Raw genomic sequence first — 18032 nt, 5'->3', positions numbered from 1 at the left:
CACAACCATCGGCAACATCCCCGTCACCGATTCGATGTCGAGCATGACCTCCTCGGTGTACACGCGGCCAGCCAGTTCACCGGACGGTGATCTCCGCGCGGCCACGTTCCCGGTCAGTGCTGTGGCCGCCTTCGCTGACGGGCCAATGCTGACCGCCGGTCACTCACTCGCGACGGCAGGCGACGCGAGACGGACGGTTGTAAGGCTCTACGACGACACGAGGTGCTACGCGAGCTCTCGGCCCGCCGCACGGGACGGATGCGATGAGCGGCCGACGTAGGTGCTCATGCCTGGTTACGGGTTTACAGGTGCGAGTACCCCCGAACCGATCCAGGCGCGGCCCCATCCCAGCCCTTCAGGGCGGTACACCAAGGTCAGAAGCGGTCAGCACGCGGGCCGTTCGCGGAATTCCGCCGGATGTGCGCGGCGCTCAGGACGAATTGTGTTGCAGCCTCGGGTAGCCGATCTCCCCGATTTCCTCAGCCACGTCCGACAGGCTGGTCGCCGCATTCAGCGACGAGACGAGTGCGGGGGTCAGCGGTCGCAGCGCGTACACGTGCGAGTCTCAGCCGTCTCGCGCCAGATGCAGGCCGTCACGACCGGCACGTGGTCTTCGTCGGTGAAGACGGGTTCGTCCACACACGGGCGGAAGGCCGAGGGAACACTGCCGAGCACGCCCGGCCAGACTTCACCGTCGTTGGCGTACGGGCTCATCGGCGACGCGATGATCGAGTACGGTCGGCATCCGGTCGCGGGCACGGGCTGACATCGGGTTCCAGGTGCCTTGTGCCCGTTGTGCCCCTTGCGCCCCAGGGTCACACGTTGGATGGCGAGCACTCGATGTCGGCGACCGCTGTGACCATGGAAGGCGCCTGGCCCGGTGCGGAGCCCGCGGACTCGTCGAGCCTGCGGGCGGTGTGGATCCGCAGCAGTCCTTCGATGCCGCGCAGCAGGGTCTCGCCTGCCAGGACGGGGTCGCCGAGGTAGCCGGCGCTCATCGCGCCGTCGCGGAGCATGACAAAGTGTCGCCCGGCGTGCTCGGCCTGTTCGGCCTTGATCGTGGCGAACAGTGTGGTGACCGTCTGCAGGAACCATTCGCGGTGCTGCACGACGGCTCGGTGGACCGGGTTGCCGGGGTCGGGGAATTCCGCCGCCGCGTTGAGGAAGGCACATCCGCGGTAGCCGGGTGAGCGGATCTGCTCGACCAGGGACGTACCGATGCCTCGGAGGATGGCGTCGGCCGGCGCGTCCGTGGACATCAGAGAGCCGATCTGACTGCGGATCGCCTGGTCGACGCTTCCGATGTAGGCGAGGGCGAGGTCGTCCTTGCTTCGGAAGTGGCGGTAGAAGGTGGCGTTGGTGACCTTCGCCTCGGCGACGAGGCGGTCGACGCCCACCGTGTGGATGCCCTCCGCGTAGAAGAGCTGCCCGGCGGTCCTCAGAAGCCGCTCCCGGGCCGCCGAGACCCGCCCGCCAGTGCCTGTGCCGGCGTCCGTCCGTGTCATGCCCCCATGGTAGCGGGTAGAACGCTCTCTCTTGTTTTCGCCGAAGGGGTGTGCCAGGCTGCGCCCAAGGGAGAACGTTCTCTCTACTTGTACTCACTGGAGAATCCCATGGCATCCACCGCCTCCGCCGAGCCCGTCACCGCCACACCCGCCCTGCGCCGGCTATACGTCATCCGCTTCGCCTTCGCCGCCGCGTGGGCCGTGCTTCTGATGGTGTCCGGCTCGGACCTCACCCTCGGAGCCCAACTGCTGCTGGTTCTCTATCCGGCCTTCGACGTGGCCGCGGCTGTCGTCGATGCCCGGTCCGCGCGCGCCGGCGGACCGGTCAGGGGCCTGTACGTCAACATCGGCGTCAGCTCGCTCGCCGCCGTCGGTATCGCGGTCGCCGGCGCCTCGGGTGTCGCCGATGTGCTGCGCGTCTGGGGCGCCTGGGCAGTGCTCTCCGGGCTGGTCCAGCTCCTCGTGGGCGTCGCGCGCCGGCCGATGGGCGGACAGTGGGCCATGATCATCAGTGGCGGTATCTCGGTGCTGGCCGGCGCGAGCTTCTTCCGAAGCGCCTCCCAGGACGACCCCTCGCTGACCACCCTCGCCGGCTATGCCGCGCTCGGAGGGATCTTCTTCCTCGTCTCGGCGTTCCGCCTGTCCCGCCGGACATCGATGCCGTCCCGGTGACCATCTTCGAGAGCACCACAGCAGGCGGCCGACGTCGAACAACCCGCACCAGCAGATGATCGAACTGCCGGCGAGGGACGGTCCTTGCCTCGTCGAGATGTCCGTACAGCGTGAACCGGGCCGGGACGCGATGAACTCGGCGGTCTGCTGCGCGGTCCTCTCCCGCTCGCCGCAGAGCCGTTGGGATTGGGACAGGACCGCCTGGTCATAGGTGGGCCCAGGGTGGCGTCCGGTTGCTCGGCCGCCGGCCCCTGGTTACAACGAGCCCCATGGACGACGTCGTGCCCAGTGAGGACGAGATCGACCAGCCGCTTCGCGGACCCGGGGATGCACCTGTGATTCCCGGGCTCAGAGCGCGAGTTTGATTCTCGTCACCCGCTCCACGCCGAAGGCCCCCATGCCAGTGGCCCCCGTCGCCGGGCATGTGGGCCCACTTCCGTCGCCCCGGCGGTTCGAACTGGGGCAGTACACCGAGCCATCAACACGTACCGATTACGCGCGGGGTGGAGACCAGGTGTGCAGTTCCCCCAGGGCGTGCAGGGCGTTCGTACAGTGGCGCGCTCCGCTTGGACGACCTGGCCTCTCCTCGCTCCTCTGCGTGCGGGCCGAAGGCAGACGGGATGGGAGCCGGGGAAGGTGGGGGCGGAAAAGTGAGGGTAACGCGCACACGTTGACAGCGAAATCACCGCCTGGGAGCGTTTTCGGGATGAGGTCTGTCATCGTGTCGATCGACGTATCGCAGGCGCCCGGACCGGTCTATGACTTCCTCGATGTCATGGCCAATCATGAGCTGTTCACCAACCACTACCTGACCAACTGGCGTTACGGTGGGCCGGACCGCGGTGTGGGATCGCGTGTCAAGGTCACGGCCGCGCTGGGCGGCGCGAAGGCGGATGTAGGCATCGAGGTGACCGAAGCCGAGCGGCCGTGGCGCATCGTCGAGCGGAGCACCAGCGCGGGTGGTCGCCGACGGGCCCGCGGGACCTACCGCATCGAGCCGTTGCCTGCCGGCGGGAGCCGGGTCTCGTTCGAGTACGCCTGGCTGCAGGCCCCGCTCACGGAGCGCCTGCTGGCCCCGCTCGTGAGGGCCACGATCCGCAGGGCCAACCGCGTCGGCATGCGGCGCATGGCCGCCGAACTCACCCGCGGTGAGTCCGCGGCCGCTGAGTAAACGGCGTCCGTTCCAGTCCACGAGGGCGGTGCCGGCCTCGGAGGCGGCGGCCGGTCGAGGGGAAGCCGTGCAGGTTCATGCTGCCCGCGCCGGAGCAAGACGCTCCTGGCGTTGGGCGGCCAGGCGGCGGCTCATGAGGGTGGTCATCGACCACAGGATGACGGTCCCGCTGGTGTCGGTGCGTCGCTCGTAGGCAGGGAGGCCCATGGACGCCACCCGGGCGGCCGAGTTCGACCGCGAGATCGAGTACGTTCGCGCCGCCGAGCTTCCCGTCGCGCTCGTACGCTGGGCCCTCGCCGGCACGGAGGACGAGGCCCTCTTCGAGCGTCCGTCCCGCGGTGAGGACACGGCGCCAACCTCCGGTACGCGCCCCCGGGCGACAAAGCCCGCGCCGCCACGGACACCGCGCCGCCTACCCGCATCGACGCCGGTATGCGCGGCATCGTCGCCGCCTCGTACGGGGCGGGTTCCTCGTCGATCGGCAAGTCCGACAACGCCTGACGCGCGGCGGCCCCTTGCGCGGGGCCGCCACGTATTCGTGGCGGCCCCGCGCGATCCCCCGGTTCCAGGCGCCCGTCGGCAGTTGTCCCGTTCGCGTCCGGTGGTCGGCTGCTCGACCACGGAGCCGCACCGCAGGCATAGCCGGTTACCGCGCTCGTCTTCGGTCGGGGTCGGGGTCGGCGTCTTTCGTTCGGATCAGGCCGGATCAGGGAGCCACGCGCCGGCAGGAGGACGGATACGTGCCAGGCTTACCACCAGCGCCATACCTGGTTCGCGCGGTTCCATTCCGTGCCCGTGGTGATGCAGTTCCACACCTGCAGAACCGACTGTTCGCCGGGCTGGCCGGAGGGGGAGTTGACTTCCATGCATCGTCCGCTCAAACGGTTCCTGATGATCATGTAAGTAATGGGGAAGCACATGCACGGCTCCTGCGGCGGACGGATCTCCTGCGTGTACCACTCATTCGACCGGCCGCCCGCGTCGCAGTACGGTTCCTGAATGATCGGCAGACCATTCGCGGGGTTGCCGCCGGGGACGGTCAGGCACTGGCCGGAGTGACGTGCCTTGAGGCGGAAGAATCCATTTCCGCTGTCGAGCCGTTCGAACTCCTGCGACCAGCTGAAATTGTCAGGCCAGAGGAAGACCCCGGTGCCCGTGTTGGGGGAGGCCCACATGACGTCCGCGTGGAGGCCGGTCCACTGATTCACGATCTCCACGAACGGGGGATCTGCGGCCGCCGCGGATTCCCGGGCAGTGGCTGACGGGATGGCCACGAGGCCCGCCAGTGTGATCATCGCTGCTACCAGCGTCGTCTGCCTCAGTCTTCTTTTCCGTAAGAAACGCATGCAGCCCATTCCATTTCCCTGGCATCTCACCGGTGAGATGCGGTGAGACGCGGTGACGAGTGGATGAAATCGGAGTGTTTCCGGTTATCGAAGCTGGGTGCGCATCAATCCTGACCGGAATCCCGCGCACGAACAATCGCTCTGTTACGCGACTGCCGCGTGGGCAGGATCGAGCATGCCCGCTACGTCAGTGACGCGTCGTTACTCGCCCCCGGATGCCGGACATTTCTCGCGCCCACGTCCATCGTGGAGGGTGTGGCTTGCGGGCGACAGGTGCCTGTTCCGCCACCTTGACCCCTCGCGTGGCCTGTGCATGACACGTTCCTCGGCTTATCCTCGCCGCGGAGAGCCGACGGGGGGCCCGCTGTGAACGAGGCAAGTCTGTTACGGCACGCGTTGCGCGCTGCCCACCGCATCGTCAACAACGAGCCCTATGTGGAGGACTTGGCTGAAGGGCTGCTCCGCGTCGTTGGCGCGGACTGTGTATGTATCGACATTTGCCCAGCCTGGCGGACGCGGACGCCATCGGTGACGATGGCCGGAGAGCCCAACGGCCTGTCCGCGGGCGAGATCGACCAGTGGATGGCCCTGTCGGCTGACGACCCGTACATCGGGAACCTTCTCGCCACCAGCGACCCGCGCCCGTACCGCATAAGTGACTTCATGCCCTTCAGCCGTTTCCGGCAGACGCTCGTCTACCAGGAAGTATTCGCCCAGTACGGCATGCGCCACCTGCTGGTGATGGCGCCACACATCACCGACGAGAACCTGGTACTCATCGGCTTGACGCGCAGGCTCCACGACTTCTCCGACCGTGAGGCTCAGGCTCTCCACCCCATTCGCGATCTCATCGCCACAGCGCTGGACTACCAGGCCCAGATCACTGCGATCCAAGCCAAGATCGATGCCAGCCCGCCGGGCGCCCCACCACACCGGCGCACCCTCACCGAACGCGAAACCCAGGTGCTCGCGCTTATCGCCACCGGTCACACCAACGACCAAGCCGCCCGCAAACTCGGTATCAGCCCACGGACCATCCGCAAACACCTCGAAGGCGTCTTCACCAAAGCCAACGTCCCCAGCCGCGCCGCCGCCGTCGCCTGGTGGCTCCGCCAACCCGAAAATCCCTCCCGGCGATGACCCTGGCACTCGCGCGGTCTCACCGGCTGGTCTCTGTCTGTTCCTCTGTCCGTTGTCTGTCAGTCCGGCCGTTGTCTGTCAGTCCGGCCGTTGTCTGTCAGTCCGGCCGTTGTCTAGTCAGTCCGGGTGCTCGGTGGGGTCCGCGGCACGTCGCCCGGGTACCCCCGCCTCGCTCCCGCCGGGGCAGATGTGTCCGTAGGTCCGGGCGAGCGCGCACACCGCGTCGGCCATGACCCGCCGCAGTTCTTCCGGCGCGACGACCTCGACATCGGTGCCGAGCCGTAGCAGCTCGCCACACGCGTGCTCGGTGCTCTCGGTCGGGATGACGGCCTCGCTCCAGCCGTCATCGCCGACCACGGTCGCGGTGGCCTCGAATGCCCGTACCACCTCAGGGGGGACGTTGGCGGCCAGCCGCTCGCGCCCCCTCGGCGACAGCCGGATGGTGGCGGTGCCCGTATAGCGACGCGCCTCGAAGCCGTCCAGATAGGACGACCAGTACTCGCCCAGGACGAAGTCCTCCGGCCGTTCGAAGCGCTCATCGCTCAAGACCGCGTCGAGGACCTGGGTGACCCGGTAGGTGGCGGTCCGGCCCCTGGCCGCTGCCACGAGGTACCAGGTACCGGACTTGAGCACCAGGCCATAGGGGTACAGCCTGCGGTCCACCTCCTGCGGTTCGCGCCAGCGCCGGTACCGCACGTCCACTGCTCGCCGGCTGAACAGCGCGTCCACGAGCAGGGGCAGATACGGGGTCGCCTCGGCTTCCCGGTACCAGCCCGGAGCATCCAGGTGGAACACCGCGTCGGTCCGCGCCGCCTCTTCGCGCATGGCCGCAGGCAGAGCGGCCAGCAGCTTCAGCCGCGTCGCGGCCGCTTCCTCGGCGAGCCCCAGATCGGCGGCGGGCGTGGGCAGTCCCGCGAGGAACAGCGCCCTGGCCTCGCGCTCGCTCAGCCCGGTGAGGCGGGTGCGGTAACCGTCGAGCAGCTGATAGCCGCCGGCGCGGCCCTGCTCGGCGTAGACCGGGACCCCGGTGGCCCGCAGACGGTCCAGGTCGCGGTAGGCGGTACGCACGGAGACCCCCAGCTCGTCGGCCAGCCGTCGTGCCGACATGCGGCCACGGGTCTGGAGCAACAGGAGCATCGACAGCAACCGGTCGGCGGACATACGAGGATTCTGCTCCGAAACACTGACAGGTACTGGCACACCCGGGTCCTACCGTCGGCCCGGGTCGGTCCACCCGGCTCGAAGTGTGTGTGTGAGAGAGAGAGAACGGAGTCCGCTGTGCCCGGAACCGACCGCGCCGTCCGCCCTGCCGTGATCGAGCTGCGCCAGTACACCCTGCGCCCCGGCCGACGGGACGAGCTCATCGAGCTGTTCGACCGGGAGTTCGTCGAGACGCAGGAGGAGAGCGGAATGATCGTCCTCGGCCAGTTCCGCGACCTCGACGATCCGGACCGTTTCGTCTGGCTGCGCGGTTTCACGGACATGGAGGCCCGGCGGGAGGCCCTGTCAGCCTTCTACGGCGGGCCGGTCTGGGCCGCGCACGGCCCCCGGGCCAACGCCACCATGGTCGATTCCGACAATGTCCTGCTGCTGCGGCCCTCGCCGGCCTGGCGCGGCTTCGGGGTGACCCCATCCGAACGACGGCAGCCGGGCGCCGCGGCGCCGGACCGGTTCGTGGCCGCCGCACTGTGGCACTTCCCTCCGAACACCCACGACGGCATCGAACTGATCCGGGACAGCCTCGTCCCGCTGCTGCGGCGGACGGGGCCCGCGCCATTCGCCGTACTCACCACGGAGACGGCGGCCAACACCTTTCCCGGGCTCCCGGTCCGCACCGGGGAGAACACAGTCGCGGTCTTCACCTCGTACCCGGACGAGAACGCTCACCGCCGCCACCTCGCCGATGCGATGGCCCATCCCCTCGTACGGAACGAGATTCTTCCGGACATCGAGCGGGCGCACACCGCGGCCCCCCAGGTCCTGCGGCTGGCGCCCACAGCCCGCTCGCTCATCCGTTGAGGGAACGGGGCGCTCTCTCACGCCCATGTCGCGTGCCAGCAGTGCCCTGGCGAGGGTCGGGTCAGCCGCCGGGCGGCACCTGGGAAGATGCTGGTGGATCAGCTGCGCCCGCTCGGAGAACTGCGCGCGCGAACCACCGGTTCACGTTGGTGCCGGACGGACGTCGGACCCGACGTGGCAGCGAGGCGTGCGGGTCGCGCCTGTACCTCGTCGGCGCTGAACGCCGACGCGTGGAGGGCCGAGCGGGCATGCCGGGAACAGTCGGTCCGGCCGGCACGGTTGCAACCGAGGGACCGGCGCGTACCGGCGGGGAGCACGGAGACCATGAGGTCGTCCGCCCCACCAGGATCCGGGCCCCGGGATCGCGGTGCGCCCGCCGCGTACTCGGACCAGGACATCACTTCCAGGAGGACTGTTTCGCATGACTGACCGGCCTTTGACGCTCATGGCAGTACACGCCCACCCCGACGACGAGGCCACCGGAACCGGCGGGGTCCTCGCGCGGTACGCGGCGGAAGGCATCCGCACGGTTCTCGTGACGTGTACCGACGGCGGTTGCGGTGACGGGCCGGGGGGTGTCAAACCGGGCGATCCCGATCACGATCCGGCGGCCGTCGCCTCGATGCGCCGTCGAGAACTTGAGGCGAGCTGTGACGTCCTGAAGATCAGCGAGCTGGAGATGCTGGACTATGCCGACTCCGGGATGGTGGGCTGGCCGAGCAACGACGCCCCCGGGTCCTTCTGGCGGACCCCTGTGGAGGAAGGCGCCGCCCGGCTCGCGGAACTCATACAGCGCTACCGGCCCGATGTGGTCGTCACCTACGACGAGAACGGCTTCTACGGCCACCCCGACCACATCCAGGCGCACCGCATCACGATGGCGGCGCTGGAGATGACCGCGCTGACACCGAAGGTGTACTGGACGACGATGCCCCGCTCGATGATGCAGCGGTTCGGGGAGACCATGCGCGAGTTCCAGGAGGACATGCCGGAGCCGGATCCCGCCGAGGCCGCCGCGATGGCCGAGATCGGCCTCCCCGACGATGAGATCACCACGTGGGTGGACACCACCGCGTTCAGCGGTCAGAAGTTCGACGCGCTGGCCGCGCACGCCAGTCAGGGCGAGAACATCTTCTTCCTCAAGATGGGCAGGGAGAGGTTCGGCGAGTTGATGGGCACGGAGACCTTCGTACGCGTCAAGGACGCCACCGGTGCGACCGTGCCCGAGAACGATCTCTTCGCCGGACTGCGCTGATCCGCCCGTCCGACCGGGGCCCGGGAAGGCTCATCGGCCTCGACGGGCCCGCCCTCCCCGTCCCCCTCCGACAAGGCGGGGGGGCGGAAGCGGTACGTGCCTCTCCACCTAAGTGCTGCCGTTCGGCGGACGCGCTGGACCTACCTCGGGGGAATCGCGTGATCGTTCACACCCGCGCACGCCGAGGGCAACGCCCGCCCCATCCCCTTCAGATGCAGGACGTCCAGGTCATGGCCGTACGCCGACCAGGCGGCCGCGCCGTACAGCCGCAGCTCGCATGACGGCGAGGAGCGCACGCCCTCCGTCGTCACCAGCGTGTTGAGCAGTTCCGCGGTGATGCGGTCGAGTGCCGGCCTGACCTCCTTGTCGAGGTCAGGCCGCTGAGTGGGCCGCTCTTCGGGATGCGCGTCCCAGCGTGTGCAGAGCCCGCGCTGCACCAGCTTGTTCGCCTCGATCTGGTCCCCGAAGACGGCGACCACCGCGTCAGGATCCAGCCCGAGCCCGACGGCGCGGGCGGCGGCGTCATCGAGGATCTTCTCCTCCCGCGCGGGGTCGTCGATCGGCCGGTCGGTGCCGTACTTGGCGGCGGCCACCTTGTCGGCGATCAGCAGTCGCTCGGCGAACAGGTCCGTCAGCGGGGTGAGTCCATAAGCGCCGGAAGGCGGGGGCGCCGCGTGCTGCGGCTGGGCGGCGGCGGGCATGGCAGCGGCACCGGAGAGCAGCAGCGTGGCGGATGCGGCGACCACCACGGATCGCGTGCGTCGGATTCGCACAGGCGTGTCCTTTCCATAAGGGGCTGGGATCAACTCCATAAGGGGATGGGATCAAGAAATACGGGCGCACGTGATCGACACGAGTCGACACAGCGAACTTCTGCTGGGCCCGCGTGAGTTGACTTCGCGGTGAGACGTCGCCTCGGTGGAGGGGCGCCTCAGTACAGGATGCGCCGGGCCGCGTACACCGTCAGGGCGGCGGTCAGCGCGAGCAGGGCGCGCAGTGCGCCGGCCGCGACCTGGACTGCGGCGGCGAGGCCGGTTTCGCCGCCACCCGGGTTCCCCTGCTCCGGGACTGCGGCCCGACGAACTGCCCCGGTCCCCGCCGGCCTGCGGGAGGGGCCGCGTCGTCGCACTCATGCCGCCACCGCCGAACCAGTGCTGTGCGCCACGACCCGGCCTCCGCGTGGTTCGACGCCGCGACCGCGGCGAAGCGGCGGAAAGGGAGCGGCACACGGAAAGCGAGAACACTGTTCTTGACTTGGGTCGGGGAATGGGGCATCGTTTCTCTCGACAGAGAACAGTGTTCTCGTTTCCCGCTCCTCACCGGTTTCCCGCTCCTCACCGAAGGATGTCCGTCGTGACCACAGCAACCATCACCGTCCGCAACACCCCGTCCCCGCGCTGGGACCGCGTCGGCCGCGGCCTGATGGCCCTCAACTCCGCCGTCACCTTCGCGGTGTTCATCAACGGGTTCTTCCTGATGGCGGAAGCGAGCGACGACCGCATGATGGTGGAGGGCTGGCGGACCTTCGGATACCTCGTGTTCAGCGCGATGTGGGCGATGCTCGCCTACCGGCCGCGCCAGGTCCCGGCGATCTGGGAAATGGTGATCTTCCACAAGGTCGCGGCAACGGTGCTCGCCTTCACCATTCTCGACACCACCGAGGGCATGCGGTCCTCGTTCACCGACACCTCGGTCGCGGCACTCACGATCTTCGCCTACATCGTCTGCCGCGGATGGCAGTCATGGCGGGTCATCAAGCGTGACGACGCCCCGGCGAACACACTGTGAGCTGTCGCGTCCGCAGGGCCGGCCAGGACGCCCCGGCCGGCCAGGACACCCCGGCCGGCCCGCGCCGCGGCCCCGCCCCCGCTTCCGGGCGGGGAGCACTGCCGGCCCAAGACGGCACACCGTTGACTTATAGGGTGGACGCATGGTCACTGCACGGCAAGCAGCACGCGAGCGGATGATGCGTGACATCGTGCGTGTGGGACGCGAACACCTGGCAACGGTACGTCCGGCCGACCTGTCCCTGCGGGCCGTGGCCCGGGACATCGGAGTCGTCCCCTCGGCGCTCTACCGCTACGTCCACGACCGCGAAGCGCTCATCACCCTGCTGATCATCGACGCGTACAACGAACTCGCCGACGAGGTCGACGCGGCCCTCGCGGCGGCGTCGAGCCTGTCGTACCGCGAGCGGCTGGAGGTGGCGGTACTCGCGGCGCGCGCCTGGGCCGTGCGTGAACCGTCCAGGTTCGCCATGCTCTACGGCACTCCGGTGCCCGGCTACGCCGCTCCCGGCGACCAGACCGTGGGGCCCGGCACACGTTTCGCCCTCGCTCTCGCCGGACTGGTCGAGGACGCCTGGCGAGCAGGCGAGTTGAGAACGGTGGAGGCACCGCTCAACCCAACCGTCCGCGCGGATATGGAGCGACTGCGCGGAGCGTTCGGTTTCGAGATGCCCGTCGGCAACGTCACCCGGGCCTACGGGCTGTGGTCCGCGGTCATCGGCGCCATTCTCTTCGACACCTTCGGCCAGTACGCGGCGGATACACTCAGCGACCCCGAAGAGTTCCTCCGCGCCCACACCGATGGCCTCGCGGACACCGTAGGTCTCTGACCGGGCCGGCCGAGCGGCACGACCGGGGAACGCGCGTCCGGGCCGCGTCCCGTCCGCCCCCATCCCGGACTCCGGGCCAGGAATTGTGTGCGGCCAGGCCGTGCTGGGGCCAGGACCTGGTCGTACGCGTATCGGCGCCGCTGGTCGGGATGACCGGGTCCCCGATGCCACCGCGCCGGTGGGCTGATATCCGTGGACGCCGCATCCTCGCGAGATCCTTGATCGTTCTACCGTCATGAAGAAGATCATGCTCGCGGTGCTTCCCGCTCTCGCCCTGTCCCTCGCGTCTCCTGTGGCCCACGCCGACAACGACTCCAACTTCGGCGGCGGAGTGAACGCGGCGAACAACTGGAACTTCACGGCCGCCGCCGTCTGCCTCCAGGAAGTCGCTGTCGTCCCGGTCCTCGGCGATTACGTCTCCGACCACGTGAACAACTGCTCGAACGGCAATGTGATCGACCACTCCGGCAGGTGACGGACGTACCGCGCAAGACGCGGGCGTGACTCCCGGTGCCCGCTCCAGCGGATTGACGGCACCGGATGCCCCATTGCCGCACGCGCCGATGACATGGGGGCGGGACCTGCCGGCGGCGTCCCGCCCCACGTGCGCCGTCGGCGCGGTAGCTCCTCCTACGGGGCCTGCCCGGTGCCGCCCGTGGCCCTGCGGTCCTCGATGTCCTCGACGTGTGTCAGCAGACAGCGGGTCCCGTCCACCGCGTCCGCGACCACGGAGTTGCGCATGGACACCCAGACGTACGTGCCGTCGCGCCGCAGCAGCCGCAGTTCGGCGCGGCCGCCCTCGGCCGGGGCGCGTAGCAGGCTCCCGATGTCCTCGGGGTGCGCGAGATGCTCACCACCAGCGAGATCAGGTCGATCACGTCGCCCTGGGCTCCCGCCCGGGGCGGCCGTGCCGTGCCGAGTACGGGGCGCGCGTGGCGACGGGCCGCGGGCTCCGCGAGCAGCCAGGTGTGCAGTGACCGCAGCTCGCCCTCCGCCGTGTCCCCGTCCTCCAAGCCGACGTTCAGCCTCACCCGCGACCCCTTCGTTTCCGGCCCGCCCACGACGGCGGGCCGGACAGCTTGGGGCCCTTGGCGCGGAGCATGACATTCCGGCACGGGCGGCCTCGCTCACCGTACGGGGAAGCCGAAGGAGTACCCCTGTTCCCGCAGCCAGGGCAGCACCTCGCGCAGAGCGGCCAGGGTCTGGGAGCGGTCCCCTCCCGCGTCGTGGAAGAGGACGGTCGGCCCGTTGGTGATCTCCCGCTTGACGGTGGCGACCATGGTGTCCGCGCCGGGGCGCTCGAAGTCCTTGGAGTCGACGTTCCAGCCCAGCGGTCGCATCCCCCGGGACGCGGCGAGCTGCCGGCTGTACGGGGTGAAGGCACCGCCAGGGGCCCGGTAGTACGTCGGCCGGACGCCTCCGGACGCCTTGGTGATCATGCGTTCCGCGTCCAGGATCTGCTGGGACTGGTAGGCCTCGGACTTGGTGTCCATGGCGGTGTCGTGCGAGACCGTGTGGTTGCACAGCTGGTGGCCGGCCGCCACGACCTCCTTGACCAGGTCCGGGTACGCCTCGGCCTGCGTGCCCACCATGCAGAACGTGGCCTTCGTACCGCTGTCCTTCAGCAGTTGCAGCACCTGCGGCGTCCAGACCGGGTCCGGTCCGTCGTCGATGGTGATGTTGACGCCCTGGGGGCCGCGGTCCGAGGCGTGCGCGATGTCCGCCGCCACCTTGGCCACCGTCCGGTCCTGGGGCCGGTCGTCCGGCGCCGAGACGCGCGCTTGCGGCTGCCGTCCGCCGGCGGGGTCGGCCTGCGCGGTCCACACCGAGGCGCCGGCGGCCAGCGTGGTCACCCCGAGCGCCGCCGCGAGAAGCCGGCCGTGCCATCCCTTTCCTTTGCGCCTTGCCATGTCCGCCCGCCCCTTTGCTGTCTCCGCCGATGCCGTGCACCCATGGAGACATACGAACGCGCGGACAAGATCCCCCTGTTACCGATCACGGACGAATCCGCCGAGGACCGACGACATACGCGGGAGTTCCGCGACAGACGCCGCCGGGACGGGGCGGGACTTTCGCAATGCGCCCTAGACCTTGTCGAGCCAGATCACGATCCCGGTCAGGTCGTTGAGTACGGCCGCGACGCCGGCCCTGATGGCGGCCGCGCAGCGCCCGGCGGTGAACGAGTCGGGGTCGTACGTCGAGGACGCGCCGAGCCCTTCGCCGCGGAACGACGCGCCGGACCAGTCGACCGCCGTCACGTTGCCGGTGGGCTCGGCCAGTTCCGCCCCCACGACGAGGAACCGCTGCGACAGGTGGTTGGGGGTGACCGTCGCGAGGGGGTCGATGAGGTCGTTGCCCGCGCTGACGATGAGGTCGGGGCGCATCTCCATGGCCTCGCTGATGCTCGGTATGAAGTCGTGAGAGGTGTCGGCGACCACCGTTCTGAGGTCGACGTGCTCCTCCTCGGCCCACCCCTTGACCGCCGTCACAAGGGCCTTGGCCGGACGGTCGTCGCCCGTGGTGAGCAGCACCACGCGGTAGCCCTCGGACGGGTGGACCCCGGTCCAGGAGCCGGGCCGCGGCCTCGCGGTCGCCTCCGGGGCGAGCGAGACGGAGGGGTCGACGAAGCCCTGGCCGAGCGTGCCGACGGGGGTGGGTGCAGGGTGCGGCCGTGACCAGTCGTCGCCGGAGCTGCATCCGGTGACCAGCGCGGCGGCCGCGGCCAGCGTGGCGACGGCCCGAAGCGGGGAGCGCAAGGCGATCTTCCTCCGAGTGGTGGTGGATAGTGCGCCTACATCCTCCTATCCCGGCTTCTGCCTCCTTCCTTCTCGGGTGTCGTCTTCGCACTTGTTTTTCCGCTCTTCGTCACTTGGCCGGAAAGTGTTCACCCGTGACCTGCACCGTGCACAGGCAACCTGAAGGAGCCAGCCACATGTCACGACACGTCCGCCGCGCCCTCGCCGGGGTCATCGCAGCGGTGATCGCTCTCCTGAGCGCCGGCCCGTCGGCGCAGGCCCACGGATTCACCTCGACCGTGTACGCCGACGTCACCTCGGGTGAAGGAGGGCATATACGGACGAAACTCGGGCTTGAATACGATCTGTTCGTCGTGTCCGCCGCCGACTCCGAGGACGACGATCCTCTCTTCCGTGCAGGGAACGCCGCGTTCGAGGACGGCGACACCGCCGCACAGGCCGCGGCGCTCAACGCCCACGCCAAGTCCGCCGTCGCGTATGTCACCCAGCGCTTTTCGGTCACTTCGGACGGCACGGCCTGTGCGCCGACCCGGGCCGGCGACTTCACGATGAGCCGGCGGGAGGGCGTGCCGTACGCCGATCTGCTGCTCGACTGGTCCTGCCCCGAAGGGGGCGAGAACCACGAAGTGCGCAGCGGTCTGTTCCCCGACGCCGAAACCTATGTCACCGGCACCAAGACGATCGTCACCTACGAGCTGGACGGCCGCTCCGGCAGCGCCGCGCTCGACGCGGCCCATCCGTCGTTCTCGACGGCGCAGTCCTGGTACGAGCGGTTCTGGGAGTTCTTCCGCCTGGGCGCCGAGCACCTGCTGGGCGGGATCGACCACATCCTGTTCCTGCTGGCGCTCATCGCCGGGTCACGGCGTCCGCGCGAAATCGTGCTCGCGGCCACCAGTTTCACCCTGGCGCACTCGGTGACGTTCATGCTCGCCGCCCTCGGCCTGGTCGATGTGCCGTCGAGCGTCGTGGAGCCCGTCATCGCGCTGTCGATCGCCGTGGTGGCCGGCTGGCACCTCTGGCGGATCCGGCGGCGCGGCGGCCACGCCACCGATCTCGGCCTCGGCCTCGGCCTCGACGGGACGGCGGGGCGCGGTCACTTCGACCTGGACCGCGCGGGCTGGACGCGGCTCGTGGTCGTGTTCTGCTTCGGCCTCGTGCACGGCCTGGGCTTCGCGGGCGCGCTGGGGATCGACGAGGCGTTCTCGTGGACCCTGCTGTGGTCTCTCCTGGTGTTCAACGTCGGTATCGAGGCCGTGCAGTTGGCGATCATCGCCCTCGTCTTCCCGCTGCTGGCCGTACTGCGGCGCCGTGCGCCGACGGCGGGCCTCTGGGCGACCGCTGCGATCTCCGCGGGGGTGTGCGCCATGGGGCTCGTGTGGTTCACGCAACGGCTGTTCGGGGTGTGAGACCGGCGCACACCTCCGAGAAAGTCCAATGTTCAACCTAGGCGGGGACCGCATTCGCGTCCGGTTCACCAACGGCCTGGAACTTATGGATTCCGAACACATCCACCAATGTGGGTAAAAGGAACGTAAAATAATGATACTCAGACCTTCCGTGCAGGCTTCCGGGCCTGCACGACGCCGCGTAGCCACAGGGGCCGCGGCTGCATTCCTGGGCCTGGCCGTGGCCTTCGGCGGCGGCATGACGTCCCCCGCCGGCGCTGCCGAGCCCGCCACGCTCACCGGCGTCATCCTCGGTGTGGGCGCCAACGAGTCCCAGCGCACGGTGACCTGGTACTCCTCGGCCGACACCGCGCAGAAGCTCCAGGTCGCCCCGACCGCGGACCTCGTCAACGGCGAGTTCCCGGCCGGCGCCGCCACGTTCGACGCCCTCGGCGGGGCGAACATCGCCACCAGCGGCGGCTTCAACCGTCACGCCACGATCACCGGCCTGAGGGAGCACACGCAGTACTCCTACCGCGTCGGCACCGAGGGCAGCTGGTCGTCGGCGTACTCCTTCAAGACGCAGGACTTCGAGGGCGACTACGACTTCCTGTTCTACGGCGACCCGCAGATCGGCTCCTCCGGCGATCTGGCGAAGGACCAGGCCGGCTGGCAGGACACCGTGGACATCTCGCTCGCGGCCAACCCCAACGCCGAACTCCTCGTGTCGGGCGGCGACCAGGTCGAGACCGCCAACAACGAGTCCCAGTGGAACTCCTTCCTGGCGCCCGACAAGCTCCGCCAGTACCCCTGGGCCGCCACCATCGGCAACCACGACGTCGGCGGCAAGGCCTACGAGCAGCACTTCTCCACCCCGAACACGGACCGCTCGGCCCCGTACTACTCCAACGGCAACCCGGCGTCCAACACGTCCGGCGGTGACTACTGGTACATCTACAAGGATGTGCTGTTCATCGACCTCAACAGCAACAGCTACGCCACCTCCCAGGGCGGCGGCGGTGACGCGGCGCACCTCGCCTACGTCACCGACGTCATCAACAAGCACGGCGCCGAGGCCAAGTGGAAGGTGCTCACCTACCACCACGCGATCTACTCGCCGGCCGACCACGCCCAGGACTCCGACAACAAGACCCGCCGCGTCGACTTCCCGACCACCTTCTCCAAGCTCGGCGTCGACCTGGTGCTGCAGGGGCACGACCACAGCTACTCCCGCAGCTACCTGATCAAGAACGGCGAGAAGGCGAACCCGGCCGAGCAGCCCGGCGCCTCCGACGTGTACGCCGGTCCCGGCGGTGTCCTCTACGTGACGGGGAACTCCGCCTCGGGCTCGAAGTACTACGACATCACCAAGCCGGACAACAGCGGCACGAGCGGCGCCGGCAACGGTGCGGACCCGCTGAACCCGGACAGCTACTGGTACAATTCGGTCCAGAACCAGGAGCACGTCCGCACCTACGTCAAGGTCCAGGTGCGCAACGACAAGCTCGTCGTCGAGAACGTCCGCAGTGGCACCTGCGCCGCCCCGAACGCCGCGGTGGAGAAGGGCAACTGGTGCAACAACACCGCTGAGGGCCAGCCGGTCGGCTCGCTCGTCGACAAGGTCACGGTGCACCCGTACCACGGCGACGGTCAGGACCTCCAGGTCAACGTGCCGAACGCCGCTCCGGGCGAGTTCGGCTGGACGATCGACGGCTACAACGGCCTGGTGGACCTCGGCACCGCCAAGGAGACCAGCGGCACCCACTTCGAGGCGAACGGCAAGATCAACCCGATCGCCGTCTCGGACAGCCGCCGCTCGCTCGCTCCCTGGTCCATCTCGGCCAACGTGAGCGACTTCAAGGACGCCGGCAAGAAGTTCTCCGGCTCCTACCTCGGCTGGACGCCGCGCGTGCTCGTGAACGGCGCGGGGTCGAAGGCGGGCACGAAGGTTGCCTCCGGCTACGACGACCAGGGCCAGGGCCTGTCCGTCTCGCGCGGCCTCGGTTCGGCCGAGCAGGGCCACGCACGGGGTACGGCCAAGCTCGGCGCCGACCTGGCGCTGAAGATCCCGGACAGCGTCGAGAAGGGTGGCTACCGCGCCACCCTCACGATCACCGCTCTCAGCAGCTGATCTGACCCGTTCCACGGGCGGGGCAGGCGCCTTCG

The 18032-nt window shown here is 69.1% G+C and carries 18 protein-coding genes and 2 pseudogenes; 10 read left to right on the top strand and 10 right to left on the bottom strand.

Annotated features, from left to right (window positions below):
• Positions 1–815 precede the first annotated feature (815 nt).
• A complete protein-coding gene (locus tag ACZ7LS_RS15125; RefSeq protein ID WP_385131211.1) occupies positions 816–1505 on the bottom strand; it encodes a TetR/AcrR family transcriptional regulator in 690 nt (229 codons plus the stop codon).
• Positions 1506–1613: 108 nt separating this feature from the next.
• Here ACZ7LS_RS15125 and ACZ7LS_RS15120 point away from each other — a divergent pair, with 108 nt between their 5' ends.
• Together ACZ7LS_RS15120 and ACZ7LS_RS15115 are read left to right on the top strand one after the other, a co-directional pair.
• Positions 1614–2177 carry a hypothetical protein gene (locus ACZ7LS_RS15120; RefSeq protein ID WP_385131208.1) on the top strand — a complete coding sequence of 188 codons (564 nt, stop codon included), beginning with the start codon at positions 1614–1616 and terminating at the stop codon, positions 2175–2177.
• 706 nt (positions 2178–2883) lie between these two features.
• Entirely contained in the window at positions 2884–3348 is a 465-nt protein-coding gene (locus tag ACZ7LS_RS15115; protein WP_385131205.1) for an SRPBCC family protein, read from the top strand.
• A 75-nt stretch (positions 3349–3423) separates the two neighbouring features.
• On the opposite strand, the gene ACZ7LS_RS15110 is transcribed toward ACZ7LS_RS15115, so the two are convergent.
• Together ACZ7LS_RS15110 and ACZ7LS_RS15105 are read right to left on the bottom strand one after the other, a co-directional pair.
• Positions 3424–3555 (bottom strand): hypothetical protein, encoded by a 132-nt coding sequence (locus ACZ7LS_RS15110; protein ID WP_382669022.1) that lies wholly within the window; start codon positions 3553–3555, stop codon positions 3424–3426.
• Positions 3556–4097: 542 nt separating this feature from the next.
• A complete protein-coding gene (locus ACZ7LS_RS15105) occupies positions 4098–4643 on the bottom strand; it encodes an RICIN domain-containing protein (protein WP_385131202.1) in 546 nt (181 codons plus the stop codon).
• Between the two features lie 417 nt (positions 4644–5060).
• Here ACZ7LS_RS15105 and ACZ7LS_RS15100 point away from each other — a divergent pair, with 417 nt between their 5' ends.
• Positions 5061–5834, top strand: coding sequence for a response regulator transcription factor (locus tag ACZ7LS_RS15100; RefSeq protein ID WP_382873838.1), 774 nt, complete (start codon positions 5061–5063; stop codon positions 5832–5834).
• Between the two features lie 117 nt (positions 5835–5951).
• Here ACZ7LS_RS15100 and ACZ7LS_RS15095 read toward each other — a convergent pair whose 3' ends face one another.
• Positions 5952–6995: a helix-turn-helix transcriptional regulator gene (locus ACZ7LS_RS15095; RefSeq protein WP_382669028.1), complete on the bottom strand. Its 1044-nt coding sequence runs from the start codon at positions 6993–6995 to the stop codon at positions 5952–5954.
• A gap of 117 nt (positions 6996–7112) precedes the next feature.
• Between ACZ7LS_RS15095 and ACZ7LS_RS15090 the strand changes: the two genes are divergently transcribed.
• Both ACZ7LS_RS15090 and ACZ7LS_RS15085 read left to right on the top strand, forming a co-directional pair.
• Positions 7113–7853 carry an NIPSNAP family protein gene (locus ACZ7LS_RS15090; protein WP_385131198.1) on the top strand — a complete coding sequence of 247 codons (741 nt, stop codon included), beginning with the start codon at positions 7113–7115 and terminating at the stop codon, positions 7851–7853.
• A gap of 421 nt (positions 7854–8274) precedes the next feature.
• Positions 8275–9108, top strand: a complete 834-nt coding sequence (locus ACZ7LS_RS15085; RefSeq protein WP_382524192.1) for a PIG-L family deacetylase — start codon at positions 8275–8277, stop codon at positions 9106–9108.
• A gap of 140 nt (positions 9109–9248) precedes the next feature.
• On the opposite strand, the gene aroQ is transcribed toward ACZ7LS_RS15085, so the two are convergent.
• The gene (gene aroQ / locus ACZ7LS_RS15080) at positions 9249–9881 is read right to left on the bottom strand and encodes a gamma subclass chorismate mutase AroQ (protein ID WP_382669034.1); all 633 of its coding nucleotides are present in this window, start codon (positions 9879–9881) and stop codon (positions 9249–9251) included.
• Positions 9882–10039: 158 nt separating this feature from the next.
• Positions 10040–10237: a hypothetical protein gene (locus ACZ7LS_RS15075; protein ID WP_385131194.1), complete on the bottom strand. Its 198-nt coding sequence runs from the start codon at positions 10235–10237 to the stop codon at positions 10040–10042.
• Between the two features lie 224 nt (positions 10238–10461).
• Between ACZ7LS_RS15075 and ACZ7LS_RS15070 the strand changes: the two genes are divergently transcribed.
• The 3 genes from ACZ7LS_RS15070 to ACZ7LS_RS15060 all read left to right on the top strand — a co-directional run bounded on the left by ACZ7LS_RS15070 (position 10462) and on the right by ACZ7LS_RS15060 (position 12200).
• Positions 10462–10896, top strand: coding sequence for a hypothetical protein (locus ACZ7LS_RS15070; RefSeq protein ID WP_385131191.1), 435 nt, complete (start codon positions 10462–10464; stop codon positions 10894–10896).
• Between the two features lie 142 nt (positions 10897–11038).
• Positions 11039–11725 carry a TetR/AcrR family transcriptional regulator gene (locus ACZ7LS_RS15065; protein WP_385131188.1) on the top strand — a complete coding sequence of 229 codons (687 nt, stop codon included), beginning with the start codon at positions 11039–11041 and terminating at the stop codon, positions 11723–11725.
• 235 nt (positions 11726–11960) lie between these two features.
• The gene (locus tag ACZ7LS_RS15060; protein WP_382524185.1) at positions 11961–12200 is read left to right on the top strand and encodes a hypothetical protein; all 240 of its coding nucleotides are present in this window, start codon (positions 11961–11963) and stop codon (positions 12198–12200) included.
• A gap of 185 nt (positions 12201–12385) precedes the next feature.
• Here ACZ7LS_RS15060 and ACZ7LS_RS15055 read toward each other — a convergent pair.
• The 4 genes and pseudogenes from ACZ7LS_RS15055 to ACZ7LS_RS15040 form a co-directional block, all read right to left on the bottom strand.
• Positions 12386–12571 (bottom strand): annotated as a pseudogene (locus ACZ7LS_RS15055) (diguanylate cyclase CdgB); the annotation flags it as partial.
• Positions 12572–12585: 14 nt separating this feature from the next.
• Positions 12586–12756: pseudogene (locus ACZ7LS_RS15050) on the bottom strand (effector-associated constant component EACC1); the annotation flags it as partial.
• Between the two features lie 96 nt (positions 12757–12852).
• A complete protein-coding gene (locus ACZ7LS_RS15045; RefSeq protein WP_382524183.1) occupies positions 12853–13635 on the bottom strand; it encodes a polysaccharide deacetylase family protein in 783 nt (260 codons plus the stop codon).
• Positions 13636–13809: 174 nt separating this feature from the next.
• Positions 13810–14481 carry a type 1 periplasmic-binding domain-containing protein gene (locus ACZ7LS_RS15040; RefSeq protein WP_385131186.1) on the bottom strand — a complete coding sequence of 224 codons (672 nt, stop codon included), beginning with the start codon at positions 14479–14481 and terminating at the stop codon, positions 13810–13812.
• Positions 14482–14657: 176 nt separating this feature from the next.
• Here ACZ7LS_RS15040 and ACZ7LS_RS15035 point away from each other — a divergent pair, with 176 nt between their 5' ends.
• Both ACZ7LS_RS15035 and ACZ7LS_RS15030 read left to right on the top strand, forming a co-directional pair.
• Positions 14658–15887 (top strand): HupE/UreJ family protein, encoded by a 1230-nt coding sequence (locus ACZ7LS_RS15035; RefSeq protein WP_385131183.1) that lies wholly within the window; start codon positions 14658–14660, stop codon positions 15885–15887.
• Positions 15888–16020: 133 nt separating this feature from the next.
• Positions 16021–17997, top strand: coding sequence for a purple acid phosphatase family protein (locus ACZ7LS_RS15030; RefSeq protein ID WP_385131180.1), 1977 nt, complete (start codon positions 16021–16023; stop codon positions 17995–17997).
• Positions 17998–18032: the final 35 nt, after the last annotated feature.

It is taken from the genome of Streptomyces sp. NPDC039430 (assembly GCF_055639435.1).
This window is presented reverse-complemented; position numbering and strand designations above follow the sequence as displayed.